Origin of the sequence: Paenibacillus silviterrae (genome assembly GCF_030167925.1) — a bacterium.
Taxonomy (GTDB): domain Bacteria; phylum Bacillota; class Bacilli; order Paenibacillales; family NBRC-103111; genus Paenibacillus_G; species Paenibacillus_G silviterrae.
Genome location: NZ_JASKUT010000002.1, coordinates 478366 through 502511 on the forward strand (window position 1 = coordinate 478366; position 24146 = coordinate 502511).

The 24146-nt window shown below is 50.9% G+C and carries 22 protein-coding genes; 10 read left to right on the forward strand and 12 right to left on the reverse strand.

Annotated elements, in window-relative coordinates:
- Positions 1 to 84: 84 nt before the first annotated feature.
- The gene (locus QMO62_RS25705) at positions 85 to 726 is read right to left on the reverse strand and encodes a methyltransferase domain-containing protein (protein ID WP_284645357.1); all 642 of its coding nucleotides are present in this window, start codon (positions 724 to 726) and stop codon (positions 85 to 87) included.
- A 199-nt stretch (positions 727 to 925) separates the two neighbouring features.
- Between QMO62_RS25705 and QMO62_RS25710 the strand changes: the two genes are divergently transcribed.
- The 5 genes from QMO62_RS25710 to QMO62_RS25730 all read left to right on the forward strand — a co-directional run bounded on the left by QMO62_RS25710 (position 926) and on the right by QMO62_RS25730 (position 7165).
- Positions 926 to 1183, forward strand: a complete 258-nt coding sequence (locus QMO62_RS25710) for an aspartyl-phosphate phosphatase Spo0E family protein (RefSeq protein WP_284645358.1) — start codon at positions 926 to 928, stop codon at positions 1181 to 1183.
- Between the two features lie 882 nt (positions 1184 to 2065).
- Entirely contained in the window at positions 2066 to 3433 is a 1368-nt protein-coding gene (locus QMO62_RS25715; protein ID WP_284645359.1) for an aldehyde dehydrogenase, read from the forward strand.
- 201 nt (positions 3434 to 3634) lie between these two features.
- Positions 3635 to 4870, forward strand: coding sequence for an aminopeptidase (locus QMO62_RS25720; protein WP_284645360.1), 1236 nt, complete (start codon positions 3635 to 3637; stop codon positions 4868 to 4870).
- A gap of 104 nt (positions 4871 to 4974) precedes the next feature.
- Positions 4975 to 6297 carry an FAD-dependent oxidoreductase gene (locus tag QMO62_RS25725; protein ID WP_284645361.1) on the forward strand — a complete coding sequence of 441 codons (1323 nt, stop codon included), beginning with the start codon at positions 4975 to 4977 and terminating at the stop codon, positions 6295 to 6297.
- Positions 6275 to 7165: an RNA polymerase sigma-70 factor gene (locus tag QMO62_RS25730; RefSeq protein ID WP_284645362.1), complete on the forward strand. Its 891-nt coding sequence runs from the start codon at positions 6275 to 6277 to the stop codon at positions 7163 to 7165. Before QMO62_RS25725 ends, QMO62_RS25730 begins: the two co-directional genes overlap by 23 nt.
- 50 nt (positions 7166 to 7215) lie before the next feature.
- Here the strand turns inward: QMO62_RS25730 and QMO62_RS25735 are convergent, their stop codons facing one another.
- A complete protein-coding gene (locus QMO62_RS25735; RefSeq protein ID WP_284645363.1) occupies positions 7216 to 8148 on the reverse strand; it encodes an AraC family transcriptional regulator in 933 nt (310 codons plus the stop codon).
- Positions 8149 to 8274: 126 nt separating this feature from the next.
- Between QMO62_RS25735 and QMO62_RS25740 the strand changes: the two genes are divergently transcribed.
- The gene (locus QMO62_RS25740) at positions 8275 to 10149 is read left to right on the forward strand and encodes an ADP-ribosylglycohydrolase family protein (RefSeq protein WP_284645364.1); all 1875 of its coding nucleotides are present in this window, start codon (positions 8275 to 8277) and stop codon (positions 10147 to 10149) included.
- A 147-nt stretch (positions 10150 to 10296) separates the two neighbouring features.
- Here QMO62_RS25740 and QMO62_RS25745 read toward each other — a convergent pair whose 3' ends face one another.
- The 6 genes from QMO62_RS25745 to QMO62_RS25770 all read right to left on the reverse strand — a co-directional run bounded on the left by QMO62_RS25745 (position 10297) and on the right by QMO62_RS25770 (position 14908).
- Positions 10297 to 11091, reverse strand: coding sequence for an SDR family NAD(P)-dependent oxidoreductase (locus tag QMO62_RS25745; protein WP_284645365.1), 795 nt, complete (start codon positions 11089 to 11091; stop codon positions 10297 to 10299).
- A 118-nt stretch (positions 11092 to 11209) separates the two neighbouring features.
- Entirely contained in the window at positions 11210 to 12214 is a 1005-nt protein-coding gene (locus QMO62_RS25750; RefSeq protein WP_284645366.1) for an AraC family transcriptional regulator, read from the reverse strand.
- A gap of 155 nt (positions 12215 to 12369) precedes the next feature.
- Complete coding sequence (locus QMO62_RS25755; RefSeq protein ID WP_284645367.1) at positions 12370 to 12885, reverse strand: CBO0543 family protein; 516 nt, start codon at positions 12883 to 12885, stop codon at positions 12370 to 12372.
- A 127-nt stretch (positions 12886 to 13012) separates the two neighbouring features.
- Positions 13013 to 13561: a hypothetical protein gene (locus QMO62_RS25760; protein ID WP_284645368.1), complete on the reverse strand. Its 549-nt coding sequence runs from the start codon at positions 13559 to 13561 to the stop codon at positions 13013 to 13015.
- The gene (locus QMO62_RS25765; RefSeq protein ID WP_284645369.1) at positions 13561 to 14379 is read right to left on the reverse strand and encodes a hypothetical protein; all 819 of its coding nucleotides are present in this window, start codon (positions 14377 to 14379) and stop codon (positions 13561 to 13563) included. Before QMO62_RS25765 ends, QMO62_RS25760 begins: the two co-directional genes overlap by 1 nt.
- Positions 14380 to 14512: 133 nt before the next feature.
- Positions 14513 to 14908, reverse strand: coding sequence for a zinc ribbon domain-containing protein (locus QMO62_RS25770; RefSeq protein WP_284645370.1), 396 nt, complete (start codon positions 14906 to 14908; stop codon positions 14513 to 14515).
- A 230-nt stretch (positions 14909 to 15138) separates the two neighbouring features.
- Here QMO62_RS25770 and QMO62_RS25775 point away from each other — a divergent pair, with 230 nt between their 5' ends.
- Both QMO62_RS25775 and QMO62_RS25780 read left to right on the forward strand, forming a co-directional pair.
- Positions 15139 to 15582 carry a helical membrane plugin domain-containing protein gene (locus QMO62_RS25775; RefSeq protein WP_284645371.1) on the forward strand — a complete coding sequence of 148 codons (444 nt, stop codon included), beginning with the start codon at positions 15139 to 15141 and terminating at the stop codon, positions 15580 to 15582.
- Between the two features lie 37 nt (positions 15583 to 15619).
- The gene (locus QMO62_RS25780) at positions 15620 to 16801 is read left to right on the forward strand and encodes an NAD(P)/FAD-dependent oxidoreductase (protein ID WP_284645372.1); all 1182 of its coding nucleotides are present in this window, start codon (positions 15620 to 15622) and stop codon (positions 16799 to 16801) included.
- A 58-nt stretch (positions 16802 to 16859) separates the two neighbouring features.
- On the opposite strand, the gene QMO62_RS25785 is transcribed toward QMO62_RS25780, so the two are convergent.
- Entirely contained in the window at positions 16860 to 17336 is a 477-nt protein-coding gene (locus tag QMO62_RS25785; RefSeq protein ID WP_284645373.1) for a ferritin family protein, read from the reverse strand.
- Positions 17337 to 17478: 142 nt separating this feature from the next.
- Here QMO62_RS25785 and QMO62_RS25790 point away from each other — a divergent pair, with 142 nt between their 5' ends.
- Together QMO62_RS25790 and QMO62_RS25795 are read left to right on the forward strand one after the other, a co-directional pair.
- Entirely contained in the window at positions 17479 to 18186 is a 708-nt protein-coding gene (locus QMO62_RS25790) for a DUF421 domain-containing protein (RefSeq protein ID WP_284645374.1), read from the forward strand.
- Between the two features lie 92 nt (positions 18187 to 18278).
- Entirely contained in the window at positions 18279 to 19010 is a 732-nt protein-coding gene (locus QMO62_RS25795) for a polysaccharide deacetylase family protein (RefSeq protein ID WP_284645375.1), read from the forward strand.
- On the opposite strand, the gene QMO62_RS25800 is transcribed toward QMO62_RS25795, so the two are convergent.
- From QMO62_RS25800 to QMO62_RS25810, 3 genes are all read right to left on the reverse strand, one after another.
- Positions 19007 to 20530, reverse strand: coding sequence for an oligosaccharide flippase family protein (locus QMO62_RS25800; protein WP_348651729.1), 1524 nt, complete (start codon positions 20528 to 20530; stop codon positions 19007 to 19009). The two genes, QMO62_RS25795 and QMO62_RS25800, sit on opposite strands and share 4 nt — an antisense overlap.
- A gap of 80 nt (positions 20531 to 20610) precedes the next feature.
- Complete coding sequence (locus QMO62_RS25805) at positions 20611 to 21729, reverse strand: amidase domain-containing protein (protein WP_284645376.1); 1119 nt, start codon at positions 21727 to 21729, stop codon at positions 20611 to 20613.
- 302 nt (positions 21730 to 22031) lie between these two features.
- A complete protein-coding gene (locus tag QMO62_RS25810) occupies positions 22032 to 23921 on the reverse strand; it encodes an ABC transporter ATP-binding protein (protein ID WP_284645377.1) in 1890 nt (629 codons plus the stop codon).
- Between the last annotated feature and the right edge of the window lie 225 nt (positions 23922 to 24146).

Here is a 24146-nt window from a genome sequence, read left to right on the forward strand (position 1 = left end):
TATCGTATTCGCTTGTTACGAGGAAAATAAATACAATATTACCAATAGATACATAGTTTTGGGATCGAAAGGTTTCGATGCGGCTCACACGTCCCGTCCCTGCTGATATTGGGCCTGTCGTAACGTTTCGACACAGGAAGGCTCGAAATGCGGCTGTCTGCTGTACCGCACTAACTCATCATGCGAAATATTCTCCTTTACAATAAGGAAATGGTACATGATTTCTCGCACAACATTCGGCTGGGTGCTGCGTAGCGCTTCTAATTCCTCGGAATCATACCAGCCTGTCGTGTAGCTGGGCTCGTAGAACAGCTCCATGCGAAGCAGCCGGAAGTCAAATGGGGCCAGCGCGGCATAATCCATCACCGGCGGGCAGCTAAGCTGGATATCAGGCTGAAAAAAATCGTTGGTTAAATAGTACGGTGTCGTTTCGTCAAACGCATGCCTTACATACGGATTGGACATATGGCGAAAGTGGTGGGCGTAAGGCGCCAAAATACAGACCATGGCTTTGTGATGACAAACTCTGTAGATTTCGGATAGCACAGCGAGCAAATCGTTCACATAGGACAAGGAGCGAGAGGCCATCACGAAGGCAAGCGAGTTATCCGGAAACGGAAGAGGCTCATTCATATCGCTGACGATATCAACGCCCGGAAGCGACAATCGATCCAGTCCGACAAAGTTTGAGTGCTTGTTCGTCCCGCATCCAAGATCCAATTTCATAGTGTCATCCTCCCGTTACTTATTTTGACTAGTGTATAGCACAGGTAAGTATATGTTCAGGGTATGGCAGAGCATGTCACATTCTCCCGATCGAATTAATGTTAACAAAATGTTCACGTTTGCAGCGACAGACTTTGACAAACTTTGCTCGTTCGCTGTCTTATACTAACCATACTTGTTGAATAAGGAGCGCGCGTACATGTTGTCGGAGTTTTGCTTGAACCACATCATAGAGAAGCTGCGGGTTCAAATGGTTGAATTGGCGTTGAAGAAGGGCAGCCTGCTGGATCATGATGTGATCGAGCTGAGCCAGCGTTTGGATGTCTATATTGTTCGGCTGCAAAAATTGATGAAAGAGAGGGCCGGCCAGCGGATCGCCGCACCGGCTGCACGTCCTGCTGTAATGCGAACAACCTATGTTGTGATGAAGGAAAAGAAGCTCGTTGATCCGGCTTAAGTCGGGGCATCGAGCTTTTTTTGCGTATGAACCCGTGGATACACAGTCTACAATAGCTGTCGTTGCAGCGAAGGCACAGGCGTGGTCAGGAGTTCGGCAATATTGAACCGATGGAATGCGTCGTTCGTCGGTTATTTGTTTATCGCGCCTTGGTTGTTCGGATTTCTGGTGCTCCAGCTATGGCCGACTATTCAAACGTTTTATTGATCCTTCGCGGAATACACGTTATTGGACGCCCCGCGGATTCCGGCTTGTATAGCCCCTTCCAGTTGAGCCGGGGCAAAGAGCATCCGCATACGGCGAAGGGCAAGTTCAATTATGATAAGGATTCGTACCGCCTCCGGGACAAGAGAAGATTTTTGGAACAGAAGTAGCTGGCAGGGACGTTTACGCGGAGAGTATAGGTCGAAGTCAGGGAGACCAGTGGTCCCACCTCGAACCGCAAAAGTGCTAAAGTGCAGAAATATAGTCGCTTAACCCTGGCTCGGAAAAGATTTGTGCTAAAACGCAACTTTCAGAGCGCATTTTGGCCGGACACGAGGAATGTGGTCAATCAATTGTGACTATTCGCAGAAATCTGTTCCATTTTGGTAGAAATCATGATTGATAGTTGCATTTTTGCAGAAATGCTCCGATCAAAGAACTTAACGGAGGCTTCATGAGCTTAATTTGAAGTCCGATAATAATATGTTATGTTGACTTAATTAATGGAGATAGATATCCAATACAAATCAAAGAAGATATGGAGAAGGCAGATAACCCAACCCATATGACAGGGCGTTCATACTTGGAGTTTGATACCGGTAGGAGATGAAGTATAGTAACGCTATTCCGTGATGCACAATAGTAGGAAAAACCATCCAACAGGGGGCTTCAAGAAGCTTGAATATATCAGATCTCATCAACCAACAACGGGCGTACTTTCGCAGCGGTGCAACCAGGGAGGTCTCCTTCCGGACCGGGCAGCTGCAAAAATTATATGACATGGTGAAACGGTCAGAAGCGGAGGTGACGGAGGCGCTAGCGAAGGATTTTGCCAAGCCGCCGTTCGAAACGTTCGTAACGGAGGTCGGCTTCCTGCTGGCTGAAATCCGGCACGCGATAAAGCATATCCAACGGTGGGCCAAGCCCCGCAGGGTCTCATCCAGTATGGCCCTGCTCGGTTCTTCCGGCTTCATTGTCCCGGAGCCGCGAGGCGTCTCGCTGATCATTGCCCCTTGGAACTATCCGTTTCAATTGGCGCTCGCTCCGCTGGTTGGGTCGATAGCAGCGGGCAACTGCGCTATTCTCAAGCCTTCCGAGCTGACCCCGCATACGTCGGCGCTGATCGCCCGCCTTTGCAAGGAGACGTTCGATCCGGAATATATTGCAGTGGTGGAGGGAGGAGTGGAGGCCAGCACAGAGCTACTGGAACAGCCCTTCGATCTGATCTTTTTCACCGGCAGCACCGGGGTTGGCAGGGTCGTGATGGAAGCGGCCGCCAAGCATCTCACACCTGTCGTACTGGAGCTGGGCGGCAAAAGTCCGACCCTCGTTCACAACGACGCCAAGCTTGAGCTGGCTGCGAAGCGGATTGTCTGGGGAAAGTTTCTAAACGCCGGGCAGACCTGTGTCGCGCCGGATTATGTTCTGGTACACCGGAGTGTGAGGGACAGGCTCGTACAGGAGCTGTCTAAGCAAATCCGTGAAATGTACGGGGATGTACTGGCGGACGGCAGCCGCTATCCCGCGATAGTGAACGATCGGCATTTCGCGAGGTTGACTGCGTACTTGAAAGATGGGGTACCGGTCTATGGGGGACGCTCCGTTCCTGAGCTAAGACGAATTGAACCGACGCTTCTCGCGGAGGTGGATTGGAGCTCACGGGTTATGCAGGACGAGATCTTCGGCCCGATTTTACCTATTCTGGAATATGAGGATCTGGATGAGGCCATAGCGCAGGTTGTTGAACGACCGAAGCCTCTTGCTTTATACCTTTTTACCGAAAGTACGGAGGTGCAGGAGAAGGTGATTCAACGAATCTCTTTCGGAGGCGGCTGCATTAACGATACGATTATGCATTTGTCATCTCCTTATCTGCCTTTCGGTGGTGTTGGGCCTAGCGGCACCGGCGCCTATCACGGAAAATTCAGCTTTGATGCCTTCTCTCATGCCAAAGGGGTGCTCAAGCAGACTACGCGGTTCGATATCAGCATAAGGTATGGTCGAACGGAGAGGGCGATGAGCCTCCTGAAGCGGTTGTTAAGGTAGAAAAAAAGAGACCCACAGCAACGGGCTGCGGGTCTAAAGATATATATAATGAAAAAGGGGGTCATAAAGAAGTATAGCCCATTTATGTTAAGGATCGATGATAGCTATATTTCAGTTTGATTACAATTTATAAATTAACCTATGGTATAATAAATCGATTGGCAATTATCGTTACTTTACTACATAGGGAGTGTAGTGTATATGGACACATTAAATCGAAGTCTTGAAAAATATGCCGAGCTTGTCGTTCGGATCGGAGTGAATATTCAGCCCGGGCAGGTGCTGCTGATTGAATCGCCGCTAGAGGTTGCAGATTTTACCAGAAAAGTAGTAAAAAAAGCTTATGAGGCCGGAGCAAAATACGTGCAGGTGCAATGGGATGACGAAGAGGTGACCCGGCTGCGCTTCACACATGCTCTGGAGGAATCCTTCGATTATTATCCGCAATGGACGGCCGGTATGATGGAGCAGCTCGCAGAGAGCGGGGGCGCACTGCTGAACATTAAGGTTCCCGATCCGGAGCTGTATAAGGGCATTCCGTCAGATCGGGTAACCCGGGCAACCAGGGCTGCCTCGACGGCCCGGCAGAAGTTTCAAGGCTACGTTCGGAACAAGAAGTTCAGCTGGTGTCTGGTTAAGGCTCCGACCCGCGCCTGGGCGGCCAAAGTGTTCGCCGACCTGCCGGAGTCTGAGCAAGTAAGTGCGATGTGGGAAGCCTTGCTGCGTATGAACCGGGTCGATCAGGAGAACCCGGTGGAAGCGTGGAAAGAGCATATCCGTGCCCTTACGGAAGTGAAAACGAAGCTTAATACGAAAAAATACAAAAAGCTCCATTACCGCGCGCCCGGCACCAACCTCTCGATCGAGCTGCCCGAGGGGCATGTTTGGCATGGCGGAGGTACAACCGATGACAGCGGCGTGTATTTTGTAGCCAACATGCCGACCGAAGAGGTGTACACGATGCCTTCGCGAATCGGCGTGAACGGAACTGTCACCAGTACGAAGCCGCTCAATCTGAACGGCCGACTGGTGGATCGTTTCTCGTTTACCTTCGAGAACGGGCGCATTACGGAATACCAAGCCGAGGTGGGCCGCGAATACCTTCAAGCTCTGCTTGAGACCGATGAAGGTGCTTTGTACTTAGGTGAAGTTGCGCTCGTGCCGCACGACTCCCCTATTTCCAATACGGAACGCGTGTTCTACAACACGGGGATCGACGAGAATGCCTCCTGCCATCTGGCGATCGGCAGCGCTTATCCGTTTACGATCGAAGGCGGAACGAAGCTGACGAAGGAGGAGCTCCTCGAACGGGGAGCTAATATCAGCATGACCCATGTCGATTTTATGATCGGCTCGAGTGAGCTGGACATCGACGGAGAGCTGCCGGACGGAACGATTGAGCCGGTATTCCGCAGCGGTAACTGGGCGACATTGTAGTGAAATTTCAAAAGAGGCAATCCTTTTTGCGGATTGCCTCTTTTTTTTGTCACAAAAAAGAGGCCTCAAACGACTTATGTGTGAAAACAAGGGAGGGGATTCGATTGAATCAAAGCAAATGGGATGTTGTCGTTGTCGGCGGAGGTTTGGCAGGCTGGATCGCGGCGGTTTATGCCGCAAAGAACGGAAAGCGCACCTTGCTGGTGGAGAAGGCTGCGGTATTCGGGGGCAGGGCTGCAACCGTCATTAAGGAAGGGACGGCGCTAAACCTGGGCGCCCATGCGGTCTACCGGGATGGAGAGCTTCCGGCCGTTCTGAAGGAGCTCGGAATCGAGCTGGAAGGAGGGGTTCCTGAAGCAGGGGGGTATGCCAACTGCAACGGCAAGCTTTATACGCTCCCGGGCTCGCCGCTGTCGCTTCTTTCCTCCAGGCTGCTGTCCTGGCCCGGGAAGCTTGAGATGGCAAAGCTAATGATGAATGTGAAGGCTATGAATGACAGCATGCTGCCTGCCGGCTCCTTAGCCGATTGGGCGGAGGATAGCATTCGTGAGCCGATGGTTCGTCATTTGTTCTACACGCTGTGCCGAACTGCGACCTACGCCCATCGTCCCGATATCCAGCTGGCCGGCCCCGTTCTTCGGCAGCTTCGGCATGTCCTGCAAGGAGGCGTGCTGTATCTTCACGGCGGATGGCAGACGATGATAGAACGGCTTCGTCTAACGGCGAAGGGAACCGGGCTGGTTACTGCTGTAACTGGAAGGACGGTGCGGCGGGTAAGTCCGGCGGCAGCTGCGGAAACGCGCCGTTATTCCGTTTCCTTCGCGGATGGAGACGCGGTACAGGCAGAGTCTGTCATTCTGGCCATTCCCCCGGCGGAATGCTGCCGGATCGTTGAAGGGGCGGAACGTACCTCCTTGGACGTGTGGCGCCGTCAAGCAGAGCCTGTTACGGCTGCCTGCCTGGATCTGGTCATGCGCAGACTCACGCAGCCGCGCGTTCAGTTCGTGATGGGAGTCGATTCACCTTTTCTGTTTACGAATCAATCGAGAGTCGCTACACTTAACGATAACGGACTTCTTGCCGTTTCTCTGCTCAAGTATCACGGAGCGGATCAGCCCCATACCGAACAGGACAAACGGCATATGGAACACATCATGGAGCAGCTCCAGCCGGGCTGGAGAGAAGAGACGGCCGCAGTGCAGCATTTGCCGCACATGACTGTCGTCCATGACCACCCGCATACGGGAAGGCAGCTGCTTCCTGGGCCCGCCGTTCCCGAAATGCCAGGTCTCTATGTAGCGGGGGATTGGGCCGGGCACCGGGAGCTGCTGGCTGACGCATCGGCCGCAAGCGCCAAGAGAGCGGTCGGTGCACTGCTCGGGCAGGAGTCGAAAGGGGGCAGGAATGCAAATCGATCAGCTGTATGAGACGTATCGGCCGTTGTTATTTTCCATTGCATACCGGCTGCTTGGCAGCATTTCGGATGCGGAGGACACCGTACAAGAAACCTTCTTGGCTTGGAGTGAGCGCACTAAGCAAACAGCGGCAGTGCAGGGGGAGCCGGTTACTCATATCAAGGCATATTTGTGCCGCATTCTCACAAATCATTGCGCCGACCGGATCCGCAAGCTCAGAAGGCAGCGGGAGTCCTACGTCGGACCGTGGTTGCCGGAGCCGCTAACGAACGCAGGCCCGGAGGATGCGTGCATCCGCAAGGATACGATTCATACGGCCTATCTGCTGCTGCTTCAGCAGCTGAATGCCGCCGAACGAACGGTATTCGTGCTTCGTGAGGCGTTTGACTTCAGCTACGATGAGATTGCAGAGATCACTGGAAAAAGCACCGCCAATTGCCGTCAAATTTACCGCAGGGCGCGGCAGGGCATGCCAGCTAGGGAGGAGCAGGATGTGAAGCCTCCCGACATGAAGGATAATGAGCGGGCTAGAAGCATCTTGTTGGAGTTTGGGCAAGCGCTGGAACGAGGCAATGTTCCTAAAGTGCTGCAGATGCTTACGCAAGATGCGGTCCTGGTTTCGGACGGCGGCGGAAAGGTGAATGCGGCGTTAAAGCCGATCCTGACGCCGGAGCGGATCGTCGCTTTCATTATAGGTACGGTATCCAAGCTGCCTGAAGGCATGCAGGTCAAGAGTGACCAGGTGAACGGTCTTCCCGGTTTGGTGTATACGCTGGAGGATCGAGTGTTATACGTGGTTTCGTTTGCCCTGGAAGGGGAACGGATCAGCGGGATCTACCTGGTTTCTAACCCGGATAAGCTGGAGCGACTGAATTCGTAAAGCCATAATTAAGTTAATAATCTTATGAATATTAGTAAGAACAAGCACTCTCAGTCGGAGTGCTTGTTCTTATTTCCATCGGCTTGATTCCTGAAATGCTGCCTGTCCTCCCGATAGTGGAGCGGGGATACTCCCTCGATCTTCTTGAACAATCGGCTAAAGTAGAACGGGTCCGCATATCCGACCTCCTGGGCAATTTCTTGAACGCTTTTGCCGGTATGGCGGAGGAGGTGCTTGGCTCGTTGAACCCGAAGCTGCTGAAGATAGTGGTTCATGGTGGTGCCGGCATATTTTTTGAACACCTGGCATAGGTATTCGTATTTATAGCCCTGGGCTTGCTCCAGCTTCGCTCTCTTTAGGTCCGATTCGTAGACATTGTTCAAATAGTTAACCAGCCTGCGGAAGGTGATATACGATATCGGAAAATCGGTGTCCAGATGGCTCTGCTCCAGGAAGTCGTTGGCGATGAATCCGAGAATTTCGGCTAGGTGAAGCGTGCTTTGATAGCGAAAATAGCCGCGGGGCTCCTTCATGGTTTCCAGAAGCTCCTCGAACCGGCTGAGCAGCTTGTAGCGATGACGGCTGCGGTGCCATCTTGGGAGGATGACCAGATCCTCATGGCTGAAGTCGACCGTCCGCAGCTCGGTCCGTTCGGCATGGACTATCGTAAGGTCAGGCGCTTGATGTAAGGCGAATTCGTTCAGGCCGGGATGACAGGAGAACTGTGCCCAATAGAAGGTGCCCTGCCGTTCCTTCGGGCTCCAGCCGGTATGCTGCTCCCAGGGACGGAGCAATAGGGAATCCCCGGCCTGCAGGACGAAACGGTTATCCCCGGCTTCCAGATGCACCGTGCCCTCGGCTGCTACGATCAATTCGTAATAAGGATTGTAGTGTTTATTGAAAAAGGTGGTGTTGGCATTCGCATCGAACAGATCCGCCCACTTCACATCCGGTACGGACAAACGTGACATGGAATAGTACATGGAATGGCTGCCTCCGATATTTTTAATAGATGAAACTAAATTGTGTTCATGGCTTCGCTCAACTTACGTTTCTATAATCGAAATAGGATGCTTCTATCATAACCGAAATCGAAGGAGACGGTGATCATGCAAAGCAATATTATAAATGAAAAGGATTATTATCGGATCGTATACGGCGGATGGCTTGGTAAAAATATCGGGGGAACGCTTGGCGCCCCCGTAGAGGGTGTCAAGAAGCTGCTTGAGCTGACCTTCTATCCGAGATTGCCGGAAGGTCCCCTCGAGAACGATGATCTCGATCTTCAGCTGGTTTGGCTGCATGCGCTGGAGCAGTACGGTCCCTACCTTACCGCGCGTGAGCTTGGTCAGGAGTGGCTGGAGCATATCTTTTTCCCGTACGATGAATACGGTTACGCGCTGACCAATCTGCGGAGAGGACTCATTCCGCCGGTAGCCGGCTCCTTCAATAATCCGTTCACGAACTGCATGGGCTCTCCGATCCGTTCGGAAATATGGGCGATGACGGCGCCGGGCTTACCGGAGAAGGCCGCTTATTACGCGTATCAGGACGCGATCGTCGATCATGCGGGCGGAGAAGGGGTCTATGGGGAAATGTTCTTCGCCGCCATTGAGAGCGCTATCTTCTTCGAGAAGGACCGCGACCGGCTGATTGAGATCGGCATGATGTTTATTCCCGGCACAAGCCGCACCTACAAGGCACTGGAAGATCTGCTCGGCTGGCATCGGGAGGGGAAAAGCTGGACGGAAACCCGTGCATTGATCTTAGCGCTGCATGGAAGCGACAACTTCACCGACGCTCCGCAAAATATTGCGTTTACCATTCTCGGCTGGCTGTACGGGACCGACTTCGAGGACGCTATTCTGAAGGCCGTCAATTGCGGATATGACACGGATTGCACGGCAGCGACACTTGGCGCCATTCTGGGCATGCTGCTCGGACCGGAAGGATTGCCTGACAAATGGGTGAAGCCGGTTGGCGATCGCGTCGTCGTGAGTCCCCCGATCAAAGGATTCCCGGCCCCGGGCAATCTGGATGAACTGACCCGTCGTACGATTCGGATGGGTAAGCAGGTATTGGCTGCCTGGGATTCGGACATTATGGTGCATCCCGAAGAACCGACCTGCTTGAGCCGCCGTGAGCTTTCGCTGGAAGAGGTAAGGGAACTATGGGGCAGATCGGCAACCTCTACTCGTTACTTATTGCCGAAGGGAACGGTTCATAACGAAGCGCTGGAGCTGATCCTTGAATTCGGCGCGGAAGGACCGGCAATCGGCGCAAATAAGGAGAAATCGCTGCGAATCACGCTCATCAACCGCTCGCAGATCACCCTGACGGGAAGTCTCTCGATGGATTTGCCGGAAAACTGGAAGGGGCCGGAAGCGATCGAGGTCGTTCTGAAGCCAAACGAGGAGGTCGTCTGGGATGCCGTCGTGTTTTCCGCAGGGACAGCAGCTCCGTATTACGAGCTGAACCTCATCTGGTCAAGAATACACGACGGCTCGGTGTGGGCCGCGGAGAAAGTGACGTTTGCGTTGGTTGGCGCATCCCGCTGGACGGTATGGGGACCTGACGGCAGCGAAGGCGTCGAAGCGGAGTTCTCCGGCAATCGTTTGGATTGGGAGAAGGCCGTGGCTACCGATACGGAAGGTTTATATCGGGCTAAGACGACACTGCTTAATCCGTCGGATCGGAAGGTAAGACTCATCGCAGCATCTAACGCGCCCATCATACTTAGATTAAACGATGAGATTGTCATTAACTGTCAGAGCATCCCGGCATTCATGCCGGCGTATCACCGTGCCCCTAAGGAACAATGGATCGAGCTGTCTCTCGCTGCCGGTGAATATGAGGTAGAGGTGGAGGTCCGTAAGGAGGGAGTGCCGCTGGAAACCTACATCTTGCCGGTGTCCACCCGGGATACCGAAACTCCGGGACCTTTTTATTACTATACGGATATGCTGTTTGGAACAAACCGATGAGGTTACAAGCGGGATAATCACAAAGTTGTTGTAAAATTGTAATCACAGGTAAATCAAAGAAAAAGCAGCACTCTCCCAAATTGGATTATGCTGCTTTTTGTAATGTTCTACGGGAGGCGAGGTAATCAACGCATATGGATCACCGCGTTAGAAAATAGTCGGCACTATTCCCCCATCGATTCGAATAGGAGAGCCTTTAAATGCGGATGCATAAGGACTGCATACGAACGTAGTTAATCTTCCGATTTCAATAGGCCTAATAAATCGCTGAATTTCCGATTGAGGCAGGTTTGCAGACATAAATTGCTTTTCTTTTTCCTCGAAAGTCATATCCTCATTCGGGTACATTCCTTCAATGATCTGATGCACATTCTCGGAGAGCGTTGGCCCCGGCATAATTGTATTAACCGTAACTTCCGTGCCTTTGGTTAGTTTCGATAAACTTTTAGAAAGTGAAAGCAGCATGGATTTCGTTATACTATACTGCGGCATGAGTCCTGAGGGCATCATTGCTTCTTCACTTGCAATAAAAACAATGCGCCCATAATCGTTTTTCAGCATGCTAGGCAGGTAAAGCTTTGTTAAACCATTTGCTGCAAGTACATTGGTACGGATATACCTTTCCCAAACCTCATCGTCGATGTCCTCGTATTGCAGTACTTCATAAATTCCCATGTTGTTAACTAAAATATCTACCTTGGGATATTTTTTAAATAAAGTTTCTCTTTGACTAGGATCCACAAGATCGGCTGCAGCATTCTGAGGAGAGGTAGCCGGAAATTCCGACTTCAATTCATGTACGGTTCGTTCTACCTCTTCCTCGTTTCGTCCGTTAATAAGTACATGAGCCCCTTCTTTGGCAAGTTCAATCGCAATGGCTTTGCCTATCCCTCTCGTTGATCCTGTAACTAAAGCCGTTTTATTAGCTAATTCCATATCCATTATCCATGTCTCCAATTCACAATTGTTTTACGTTCCGGATATGGATGATTTTACGTTGTCTGGACCGTTCAGAAAATAGCGTCATGCGTCAAAGTTCTTGCTTTACGCGCCAAAAGACTTAGTGAATGGCCGCTCTCCGCCAATTCGAAGGAGTATCCCCTTCCCAAAGGCGGAAGGCGCGGTAGAACGAGTTCTGGTCTTCGTATCCGAGCAAGTAAGCCACTTCTTTAATATCAAGCAACGGGTCCGCCAAGTACTCCCGTGCCTGCTCTTGTCTAGCTTGGGTCAACAACTGCTTAAAGCTCGTCTTCTCGTTGGTAAGTCGGCGCTGCAAGGTACGAGGGCTCATTCTCAGCTCCTTAGCGACGGTCTCAATGTCGGGGCGCCTGCCTGTGAGGGTACGTTTCATAATCCCTTTGACCGTCTCGGGAATGGAGCGGGTGCGCCGCTGTTCATCGAGCGATCGGTCCAGGGCAGGAGTCAACATTTCCAGCAATTCCTCATTGTAAGAAACGAAGGGAAGATCCAAATCTCTTCGATGCAGCGTCAACCGGTTATGCTTGGCACCGGTCCGGATACGGCAGCCGAAGTAAGCTTCAAGGGCCTGAATATCGCCCATTGTGTGTGCGAATTCTACGCACTTCGCCTTCAAAGATTGACCGGTTCCCCGGCGCCCAAGCTCCATCAAACATGCCAGTGTAATCCCAACCAGCATCGGCGGACCGGAATGTTGGCTAGATAACCATTCCAGCTCGATCGTGCAATGCTCGCCCTCCTCGGTAATACTTAAGCTCTCGGGCGGACATAGTTGTTTGTACCGTGCCATTCGCTTTAGAGCATCACGGTAGTTGCGTGCGTGGTAAGTCGCTAAGACAGTTGGGGGATACTTCGCAGTTTCAAAGAGGGTGGCTAGCTGGATGATTCCTTTGGCGGTATCACCCATTAGCTCGGAATACGCCTGCCAAATCGCAAAATATTGGGCTGTGGTAACCACCGGTTCGTTAATAATGGTAAGGGGTAGCTGCGCTTTGCGAGCTATTTCATGGCCGGCTATTCCTATTTGACGGAATCCTGCCCAAATTCCCGGAGGGAATGCAATACGGTCCGCGGTAGGAGAGGTCATATATTTGGGCCTCCTATAGTATGCATTAGGGGTCTGGTAACCCCAGCTGACTGGTTGTACTTAGTATTCCCAGTCTAATCTACTCTTCGCTATCACACAAGAGTAGGATTAACGTCAACAAGCACCCTACGGTTTATGCAGCAGGACACAGCCTCTTAAGGCATTTTCTCCACATGGCCGAATTTTAGAAAGAACATCACATTGATAATGATAAGCAGCAAATATGCATACAGCGGCTTCTTTTGATTCAATCGCAGGAGGGGGAAAATGAGGATGTCGACAAAGACAGACCAGCCGAGGCTCCAGCCGTTAAAGTAGGTAAACAACCCCATCCTATAGACGATCCATTCATGGATACCAAAGGTCAGTGCCCATCCTAAATTATATAATAATCGCTTCAGCAGCCCGTTGGGATAGTGAGACAGAAACAATATGGTTACACAGGGAAATACTACAAAGGTGAGCAGCAGCTCGAACAAGGAATGCTTCCACTGAAAGTAGGGCGATTCAAACCGCCATAGGATATCAGCCCCTGTTAAATAAAAGTAGAGCAGGCTGCCGGATATGAAAAAGTAGGTGCTGGACATGTAATCGTTAATATTCTTCCAGTCTCCCCATTTCCACGCCGCTGCAATCCACCCCAAATAGCCGATAAAAAAAATAATCTCCATGTCTCAATCGCTTCTTTTCTGAAATATTGCCCAAGCAGAAGCAAGGGATCATCACGTTTCCGAGGATAGTATGCCCTATATTACATGAAGATTATTTAAAAATACACAGTAAATGGTAAAAATGGTACTAAAGTAACTCTTTCGCTGCGCGGCGTCCCGTGAAGAAGAGCAGGAGAAACGAGATGCTGCCAAGCGTAATGATAAGAATGGATAAATACTGGGAATCATATCCTGGGAGATGAATGAGAAATGGCGCAAGCAGCATAGATACGGAACTAAGCAGAAAATACAACCTCGCTCGATTACGCAGAGCATGAGCCAAAGCAACTGCGCCGTGCTCTGCTGCATGGTTCCTTGCGGCATCGAGAAACCTGCATACCATGGCCAGCATGAGAAACTGTACCAAACTGCCGTAGGTTAATAAAGGAATGCTGATAATCCCATCTCTTCCCGAGCTTGGCAGCAGGGGCAACAGGTCTGCGGTAGAGAGGAAGGTTAGGGCAATTGCATAGGGCAGGGCATGGGAATATTCCTTGCGAACCTGGCTTGCCCGATGGATGGCGTTCCACAGAAGTGCATAGCCAACCAGATCGGGCAGCATATCGAAGAATAAAATTCTGACATCGATGAGGATCCATACCATAGCCCAGGCAAATCGGTTAAAGGCTCTATGCATTAGTCTTGACCCCCGTTTCGCTGGCGAACGTAGCTGAGCAGCTCCCGGTTATCGAACTGTGGCCATTGTCCGATAATTCCGTGCGATGCCGCCTCCCGTCCCTCCGCATCCAGCAGCGTCAATCGCAATCGATAAGCATAGTGCCGACGTTCATCCATTGGGGGAAGCTCGAAACGATACTCCATTCCAATATAGTCCCCAGGCTGGAGAGTCATCGGGTAGCTTTTGCGATCCATGGCATCCTTTCCGTTAAGCTCCGCAGTAAAAACACCGCGCAGCTGACGCTCGAAGCTAAGCTTCAGCGATTGAAGCGTTATCGCTTGCTTCACTCTATACCCGGAACTCCCGGAGCCGTCCGACGATCCCCCCGAATGGGCTTGCTCCATGCGGCTTTCTCCCGTTACGCTGCGATTCGGAAAGATCGTTATACTTCCGATGGAAACGACTTCTTCCGTCCCGTCGGTGTAGTACACACGCATCCGGTCAAAGGCGTACGGCTCCGTTATCTTCTGCATATCGAAGGTAGCGGGACTAAGAATTTGCTCCATTACCTGAAGCCTCCCGTATTCCGACCGTGGCAGCGAATGGTGAACGCGCAGCCAAGCTCCGTTAGGCAGCTCGTATTGGTACGGCTTTTTCTTCATATCCGTATTGGCTATATAATAGATGCTTGTGTGGGCAAACAAGGAGGCGTCCAGCTCATAGTAATGCTCCAGGAATATCGGCTTTTTCAGCTTCTGCGATTCGTAATAACCGATGCTTCCCGACCACACGGCTAGCAGGAGAACGAGCAGGAGAGAAAGCTTATATTTTCGCACCGAAACCCTCCTTTACCGCAACTCGTTACCTACTGAATCTGACGAAGCTCCGCTCCTTATTGTTGCATGAATGCACATAAATAAGGCTATCAGCTTGAGATCGGCCTCAAGAGATAGCCTGTCGCAATGAAAGTCAAGGCACGCGGGAAGGATTCTCCAAATCAATGATGACCGGCTCATTCGGGAATTTATAGCCGCAGCCGGGACAATACTTCGTATCGGCCAGCACGACTTTGCCGCATACGCATTCCTTTTCTTTCTTTACCTCAACAATCTTGTGTTCCAGAAGCTTGATTTCCTGCTCAATGAGCTTGATGGCTTCAGCGCCGGAGGCGATAGCCGTTTCCGCTAGAGAAAGGCTTCCTGAGGAATAAGCTTGATAGACCTGCTGCCCAATGAGCTGGTACTGACGCTCGATCTCCTTTTGTTTGGCGAAGATGGAGGCCTTGATCCGTGTAATTTCCACGGTCTGCTGCGCTTTTTTCGCTGCTTCCGAAGCGCCTTGCTTCATTTTGTCAAAGAAAGACATAGGTTCCCCTCCAAATCTTGACGTCTTTTCTTCCTACAGTAGTTTATGTAACACAGGATTCGTAAAGTCCTTCCCTAGTGGAATCGTTTTTCCCCAGGAAGAAATGTGAAAAGAACTACTTTCTTATTGACGATTGGCGTATCCTGTCGTATTATGTATAAAGTAATTGTGAATTAAATCACATGAGACGGATCGTTTATTACTCAAATAGGAAATAGGAGTGTGTTCTTATGCAAGCTGTAGAAACACAGAACCAAGCACCGACAAGCAGCACGGAGTCGGTTGATGCTCAAGGGCTGACCCATTTGCTGACTCAACTGGCCAAGCCGGACGTTCAACAATCCTTGCTTGTCCTCATCGATAATCTTCCAAGATTGACTGCAGCAGCAGATAAGCTGGCCCAAGTCTATGAAACGGCAAGCACGCTGGCAGCCGACCCGGTGTTCGTTACGGACATTAAGGGCGGCTTCGAGGAGATCGTCCTGCCCGTTGCGGACAAAGCGAAAGGAATTGCCTCGGCCGTTATGGAAGCAAGCGATAGGGCACAAAAGGAAACGGATTCGATCGGATTGTTCGGACTGCTCAAAATGATGAATGATCCGCAAGCACAGAAGCTGTTTCGGTTCCTGCGCGCATATCTAGCGGTTGCCAACGAACGGGAGAGCGCGCGATAAGCTGCGGACTAATAGAGATAAGACGGAGGTTTTTTCAATGACTCAAAAAATCGTAATTCTCGGCGGCGGCTACGGCGGATTGCTTAGTGCAATCACCGCTAGAAAATATTTCGCACCGGAAGAAGCATCGATCACCCTTGTCAACCGGATCCCATCCCACCAGATCGTAACCGAGCTGCATCGATTGGCGGCCGGGAACATTTCGGAGCAGGCCATTGCTTTGCCTCTGGAGAAGCTGCTTCATGGCAAATCGGTGAACCTTATCGTACAGAACGTGGAGAGCTTCACACCGGATCAGAACAAGGTGCTCCTGCAGGACGGCCGAACCTTGGAATATGATATGCTGGTTGTCGCTCTCGGCAGCGAAACGGCCTTTTTCGGCATTCCGGGCCTGGAGGAAAACAGCTTTACTCTTAAATCCGTGCGTGACGCGAACCGGATTCGAGCGCATATCGAGGCAAAGCTGCAGTCCTATGCCCAAACGCATAACCAATCGGATGCGACATTCGTTATCGGCGGCGGCGGACTGACTGGTGTCGAGATGGTAGGCGAGCTTGCTGACGAGCTGCCGGCGATGTGCCGCAAGCTGGGCATCGATTACAGCGAAATCTCACTATACTGTGTAGAAGCCGGTCCTTCCATTCTGGCAGGCTTCCCTGCAGATCTCGTTGACCGCGCAAGAACAAGCCTGGAGAAGCGTGGAGTGACGTTCCTTACGGGTGTTCCGATAACGGAAGTGAAGGGCAGCACCGTGTACCTCAAGGATGGCAATACCCTGGAAACCGGCACTTTGGTTTGGTCAGGCGGCGTGCAGGGTAACCCGATTGTGGCGGCTTCCGGTATCGAAACAAACCGCGGCAGGGCTACGGTCAATGAGTTCCTGCAATCGACCTCGCATGCCAACATCTTCTTGGCTGGAGATAGTGCGGTTGTGATGATGGCTGAAGAGGGCAGACCGTATCCGCCGACCGCTCAGCTGGCCTGGCAGATGGGAGAGCTGGTAGGCTACAATATGTTTGCATACGTACGCCAAGCGTCCATGCAAAAGTTCGAGCCTGTGAACTCGGGAACTCTTGCCAGCCTGGGACGCAAGGACGGCATCGCCACCATCGGCGCTTCGAAGACGAAGCTGAAGGGCTTCCCGGCATCCGCTATGAAAGAAGCCAGCAATATTCGCTATTTATCCCATATTAACGGTTTGTTTACATTGGTGCATTAAGCTAAACAGGCAGTCTGCTCACCCAAGAGCAGCTGCCTGTTTCTTTATTGTGGTGCCTTTACTTGTGAGAAGTCAAGTTCCGTATCAGCAAATTGTTATATTTATCCGAATGCTTCAGTTCATCTAAAATAATGCCGAAGACCGTGTCCTTGTAGACTCCATGGGGAAGCCCGAACCATATTTTACGGTACCGTTCGACGGCTTCTAGCTCGCCCCGCTGTGCCTTCTGCAAACCGGCAATGTAGTTGGCAACCTGCTCCGGAGCCTCATTGCTTACGCCGGTGACCTCACGTCCGGTTAATTCCCTATACATTTGCCGGAACATCTGGTTATGGCCCCGCTCATCGTTTCTTATGGAAGCTATCGTGTCGGCTTGTTCCCGGTTCGGTGCAAGCTTGATCAACTGATCGTAGAACAGTTCGTCGTTTCGCTCTCCCTGCACGGAGGCCTTTATCATTTCTAGCGCCTCTTGCGTGGTGATGGACCAGATTGGAACGAAGGCAGCTCTGCTCCAATAAGGATTTACATAATACATAAGATGAACCTCCAGTTTCTGTCATTCAATATAAGGCATTCTATGTGCATCAGCCCAGAATGGTTCATGGGTGATTAAGTTCTATAAATCTGACTCATAATGGGAATGAAGCATACACTTCCAACCATGACGGAGACGAGCTATGAATGACTACCTCGATATTCTACTAAGAACGGTAACTTCCCTGATCCTTTTGCTGCTGATCGCCAGGATTCTTGGGAAGCAAACCATTTCCAACATGACCTTCCATGACTTCGTTGCCGGAATTACCTTAGGGGCTATATCGGCCAATTTGGCTTTTAATAACAAGATTCCTTGGTCCTACTTGCTCCTGTCCCTTTCGGTGTTTACACTGGCTTCCTTTATTTTTTCACTGATTGCCTTGAAAAGCCGAGGTCTGCGGGGATGGATCTCCGGGTCTCCGACTGTGCTGATTCAGGATGGCAAAGTCCTGGAGAATAATATGCGGAAAGCCCGATATACGTTGGATTCACTGAATCAGGGCCTGCGGGAGAAAAATGTGTTCAATATGGATGAGGTAGAGTTTGCCATTCTGGAGGACAACGGGAAGCTGTCTGTTCTCAAGAAGGAAGAACACCAGTTCGTGACCAAGAAGGATCTTCAGCTTTTAACGGGGGCTCAAGCCTTTCCGGTCGAGTTAATCATGGACGGCCAGCTGATCGAGAAAAATATGGAGAGCAGCGGCATTTCACGGGAATGGCTCGAGCGTGAGCTGGAGCAGCAGGGGAAACAAGTATCGGATGTTTTCTACGCCGTAAGGGGAACGAAAAAACAGCTGTTTTTTGATTTTTATAAAGAGAAAATTACGATGCCTGTCGATAAGGAATGAGCATTTCGCGGAGCACAGTCAAAAGCTGTGTTTTTTTCATGTTTTGGGTAATCCTATTCCATAGAAAAATTCGGATTCTAAAGGAGTATGGGATGAGAACCTTCGTGCTATTTCTGTCGTTATCTATTATTTTTATTACGACTGCCGGTGCAGCCGGACCTAAGAAAGATCGGTATTATTACGAAAAAACCGGGCAAGTCGTATGGGAGATACCCACCGAAGAGAAGGTCGTGGCCTTAACATTTGACGATGGACCGCATCCGCAGCATACGGTACAAATTCTTGACCTTTTGAAGCAGTATGAAGCCAAGGCAACTTTTTTTGTTGTGGGGAATAAAGTCAAGGCGGCACCGGAGCTTCTTCGGCGTGAAGTGGACGAAGGGCATGAAATCGCGAACCACACGTATAGCCATGCATACATGGGTAAACGAACCAATATGAGAAAAGAGATCAACGACACGGAACAGCTGATCGTCGCCATCACAGGCAAACGATCCACCTTGTTCCGCCCGCCCGGCGGGATTTACAACGATAACCTCGTTACGATGGTGAATCAGGAAGGGTACAAAATGGTGCTCTGGTCATGGCCGCTGGATACGAAGGATTGGGACACCCCGGGTGTAAATAAAATCGTCGATCGCGTGCTGAAGAATGCGGACAACGGCAGTATTGTGCTATTTCACGATTATATCGAGGGACCTACACAAACCGTTGATGCCTTGAAGGTAATTTTGCCGGAGCTGCAGAAGAGAGGCTACCGATTTATTACCGTTTCGGAATTGTTATCTCACCGAAAAAGCAGTGAAGCCCTGCATAACCGCTAGTGTTTTTTCACCGTTGCCAGAAGGACCAGCAAGCTAAGCAATAGGAAGGAAAGCAGCATTCTGGCAGAGCTGTTTAACTCAGGCGATAACGAAGCAAACGGGATAAAAGAATCCAACCAATAGAAGCAGAGAAACAAGACAAATAGCAGCAGAATCGATTTGGCGAACAAAGCTGCGTAGGGCAAGACTACAACACGATGTTTGCATAGAATGAAGCTGTTCCAGCCGAGCGAGACGGCCTCCAGCACCATTAGCTCCAAAGCCGTACCAATATAGCGTAGCTCGGGAATGGCAATCAGCGTATAACCGGCCGTCACGGCACACAATAGCCCTGCAACCAATCCGTAAATGGTATGCGCGCTTTTCCCCATCACCCAGAGGATCGTTGTCGTCAGCTCCCGGAGCCCCACAAGCAAGGGCATGATGCTCAGGAAGGCAATCGCGATCCCGGCTGAGGCATTATGAAATAAAATCATGGCCAGCTCATGATGGTAATACCAAATAAAGAAGGCTGACCCCAGCCCCCAAAACCAACCCAGGGTAAGCATTCGTTCTACCCGAAGAAGGAACCTTTCTTTCTTCTTGTTCAGCCAAGCCCAAGATAGCTTTGATGCGGAAATATGCGATAAGGAGGCGGTTACTAGACTCGGCAAGTACACTACACTTGCAGCCATGCCCGTAAATTGTCCGTAAACGGCAGTTGCCTGGGAGACGGACAATCCGGAAGCTTGAAGACGGTGCGGAATGATAAGCGCATCCAAAAACTCGGATAACGGAATGATGATTCGAGTCCCCATGATGATTAAGGATTCGTTCGCGAATTGGAAAGCGCTCCTCACGCCAAAGCTATGCCATCCCCCAATGGAGCTGAGACCAGAGGCTTTTAGTTCACGAAGCAGGAGAATGGATAAAAAAAGAAGTGCAGCGACAGCGCCACTCCATGCACCAACCAAGGCACCGCCTACAGCTTGATGGAGGCTCTCCTTTATCCACGCTATGACTAAAAGCAACATAACAGTGACCCGAACCGCTTGCTCGATCAATTCGGAAACCGCGACAACTCCGTACATCTCCAAGCCTTGAAATAAACCGCGAATCAGATTAACCAACGGGACGATTGCTAGAACTGGGGATAAATAAAGAAATGCTCTGCTCATTTGAGGTTCATCAAATAGTAAAGCAAGCCGGCCCGCTCCTAGATGAATCAGAAAGCATAGTATGACAAGGAAGGGCACAAGATATAATAGAGACAGCCAAAAATATCGAAGGCCTCTTTGAAGATCGCCTGCCGTACGAAGAGTCAAGACTGTTGGATATCCGCCCGTTGCTATAGTAAAGAGAAGCCCGTATGTAGAATAAACCATTTGGTATAGCCCGACGCCTTCAGATCCGAGCATCTGAAAAATCGGTATGCGGACGATGCCTCCAAGTATTTTGACGCACAGCATAATAAGCGATCTTGTAGCAAATTGGATAGCTGAAGTGGACAACCTCATTCGGCGTAATCTCCCTAGGTTCATATTTAGCAAGTGAGATCATTTCCGCAATTACCATATATCGTAAGCATACGCGGAAACCGAATGAGGTATGTCCAACAATTCTAATCTTTCACATGGATCAGCCAAAATACCGTTGATTTATCCCAACCGAGATCCCATGGAACACGGTAACGGTCTGCGGTATGTGAGTTCACTAGAGGGTAGCCCTGCGGATCAAATCCGGTAAGGACGGAGAAATGATCGATATCTCCATGGATTTCATATGCGACTAAATCCCCGGGCTTCATCTGGGCAAAAGCTCCTTGAGGGAATTTGGCAGACGTTTTGGAGACCTGTCCGTACGTTCCTCGGGCGACAACCCGAGCATAACCTCGGCCGATAAGGAAGTTTTTCAGGGAATCGGTACGAACCCAAGCCTCACTTCCACCATAGCCCGGGCGGTATCTCCAGTAACCCGTCATGCCAAGCCCTCCGCCCTCCTTAGGATCGCCTAATACCTGTGAGGAGAAGTTGGTGCAATCTCCGCCCTGTCCGGTATAATCGTTGTATTTGCCGTTATACTTGTGGTTGTTTCCTGCTCCCCATGCCAAGCCTGCGTATTTATCGGCATATTGCACCGCTTTGGCCCGGTCGTATCTGACATGCTTCTTCTCGGATGGTTTGGTTTCGGATTCTCCGGCTTCGATGGTCAGCTGCTCTTTCAGCTTCACCCACAACGGAATTTGCTTAGGGTCCTCTTCCAGAGGATCCAGGTACCATTCCTTGCGGATACGCCACTGACCGTCGACTTTCTCGAGAGCTAACGTATGTCTCGTACCGATGCCAAAGCTATGTTCCGATCCTAAATGTTGGGGATAAGCATAGGTAAGCTTCATGGATTGCGATAATGAGACCTTTGCCGAATTTTTGCCGACCTTCATCCGCTGAATGTTGATATCACTTTTGATTTCTACAAACTGGACATTTCTTTTTTCCGCCCAAGCATGAATATATTCACTCCGTTTGACCTCATGCTTGTAAGCATACTGGCTTATTTTTTCATTTTTCATGTATTGGGATTGAATCCGTTCCGGAGCATCTAACAGAAGCGCCTCGGCCCGCTGTTGATATATCTGTTCAATCACCGTTTGGAGCGCATCCTGCTGCGGGGTATCGGCATGGGCGAAGCCCGGAAACATCAAGCATGCGGTGAGCCCCATCCAAAGCCCAATGATCTTCAATATGTTTCACTCCATCCCATTCTGTGCTTGTCGGCTGTTGGGAGCCAGACATAATTTCACCTAAAAGCACCTGAATCATACGGGAGATCTGAAACTGGTTTTTCCGGCCTACATGCTCGTTATTCCTTATTTTTTTCACAGCCAGTGAAGTGTGGCGTAGGGCCGTTTGCCGGGAACGGAGCAAAGCCTACCAAAGCTCATACGTAACCTCAAAAAATAATGCCCCACAGCAACGAACTGGGGGCATCATCTTTTGTAACTGAATACCTACTTCGGTTGTTTTCACTTTGCGGGTTAACGGATCATCGCTGCTGCATGGGAGCCTGCAGCTCCCAAGGATTCATGGCCTTCAGCTGCTTCTCATACAGCTCCCGGTACAGGCCTCCTTGCTTGAGCAGCTCCCGGTGGCTGCCCATCTCCACTACCTTCCCGTGATCAATGACCAGAATCCGGTCAGCGCGTACGACGGTAGATAAGCGGTGAGCGATAATGAAAGTCGTACGCCCCTTCATCAGCCGCTCCAGCGCCTCAGTGACGAGCGATTCCGATTCCGAGTCCAATGCGGAGGTCGCTTCATCCAAAATGAGGATGCGAGGCTCCTTGAGCAGGGCACGGGCAATGGCAATGCGCTGCTTCTGGCCTCCGGACAGACGGACGCCTCGTTCCCCGATGATCGTGTCATAGCCTTGCTCCATATCTGTAATGAACTCGTGGGCATTCGCAGCCGCGGCGGCCGCCAGGACCTGCTCCCGGGTCGCTTCTGGATCGCCGTACATAATATTCTCGTAGATCGTGCCGGAGAATAAGACGTTCTCCTGAAGCACAACGGCAATCTGCCTGCGAAGGTCATATAGATCGTACTCCCGAAGATCGATACCGTCGAGCTTAACCGCTCCTTTATCGGGATCGTAGAAGCGAGGAATCAAGTTGACCAGCGTCGACTTGCCTGCCCCGCTCGGACCGACGAGGGCAATGACTTCTCCGGGCATCGCGGTAAAATGAATGTCTTTCAGGGCGGGCCGCAGCTCCTGCCGCATAGGCGGAAGGGGCGGCTTCATCCGGGGCGGAAGCCAGTAGAAGCTCTTCTCCGGCTTAAGCGGCTGGACCAGATCGGGATCCATGTTCGGATCCGCCTCTTTAGGCTTCTCGGGAAATTCGCTGACATAGGTGAAGGAAACGTTATGGAACTCGATCTTCCCGACGCAGTGGGGGAGCTTGACGGCGTTCTCCTTCGATACCACTTCCGGCGTCATATCGAGCACTTCGAAGATTCGCTCCACATGCGTCATCGAGTTCTGAATCGTAGCGTTCGCCTCGGCGAAGCGCTGAATCGGTCCGTACATTTGTCCCAGGTAGGCCTGAAACGCAACCAAAGCGCCGATGCTTAACTGTCCCTGGAGCACGAACAGCCCGCCTACGAACCAAGTGATTAAGGTACCCGAATGCGTGAAAATGTTGCTGATTCGGCCAAGCGATTGCGATAGCAAATTCGCCTTGTTGGCCAAGCCGATATGGTGTACGGCTTGCTTCTCGAAGCGATACATTTCTTTCCGCTCCTGTGCAAACGCTTGCACAACCTTCATTCCGCTGATTCGCTCGACAAGCACACCGTTAATCCGTTCCATCTGCCGATGGACGGAGCGCCAGGATAGCCGAATGCGAACGTTCAGGTTGGTGAAGGTCAAATAATACAAGGGAAGAATCCAGAGCGCCAGCAGGGCGAGCTGCCAATGAAGAGAGAATAACATGAACCCGGCGAACAGGATCAGGAACAGATCGATGATCAGATTGATTACGCCGCCGTTAACCATCTGCTGGGCGCCGTTGACATCGCTTGTAATCCGCGAGACGATGCTGCCTACCTGCCGGTTGTCATAGAAGCGCTGAGAAAGAAGCTGCATCTGGGCGTAGAGCTGCTTACGAATATCGAATACCATGCGGTTCCCGAGACGAAAGGTTGCGGTATTGCGCCAGAAGCCGGTCCAGATCCCGCACAAGTACAAACCGGCCAATGCCAGCACCACCTTGCCCAGCGTCCAGAAGCCCTCCTTGCCGGGGAGTACATCGTCGATGAGAATTTTCGTCATCCACGGCGCGATAAGGGGATTTGCGAATTGGGCGACGCCAAGGGCTAGTATTAGCACAATCCGCATCCGGTAAGGCCACAGGAACTGGAGATATCTGCGAAGCATGGACGTATTGCTCTTTGGTTTTTGGATAGGTCCTGGAGTCATTTCTAGGGTGCTTTTCATAGTAAACACCTGCTTCCGATAGCGATTCGTTTTGCCTCTATAGACATTATCATAGTAATGTCTGGAAAAAAATGAAATATATCCTCAGAATCCATGGACAATTGTGCTTCGGAGCTATAATTCAATTCGCTTCTTGAAAAAGCTGAAAGGACCTGGAGATTGTCC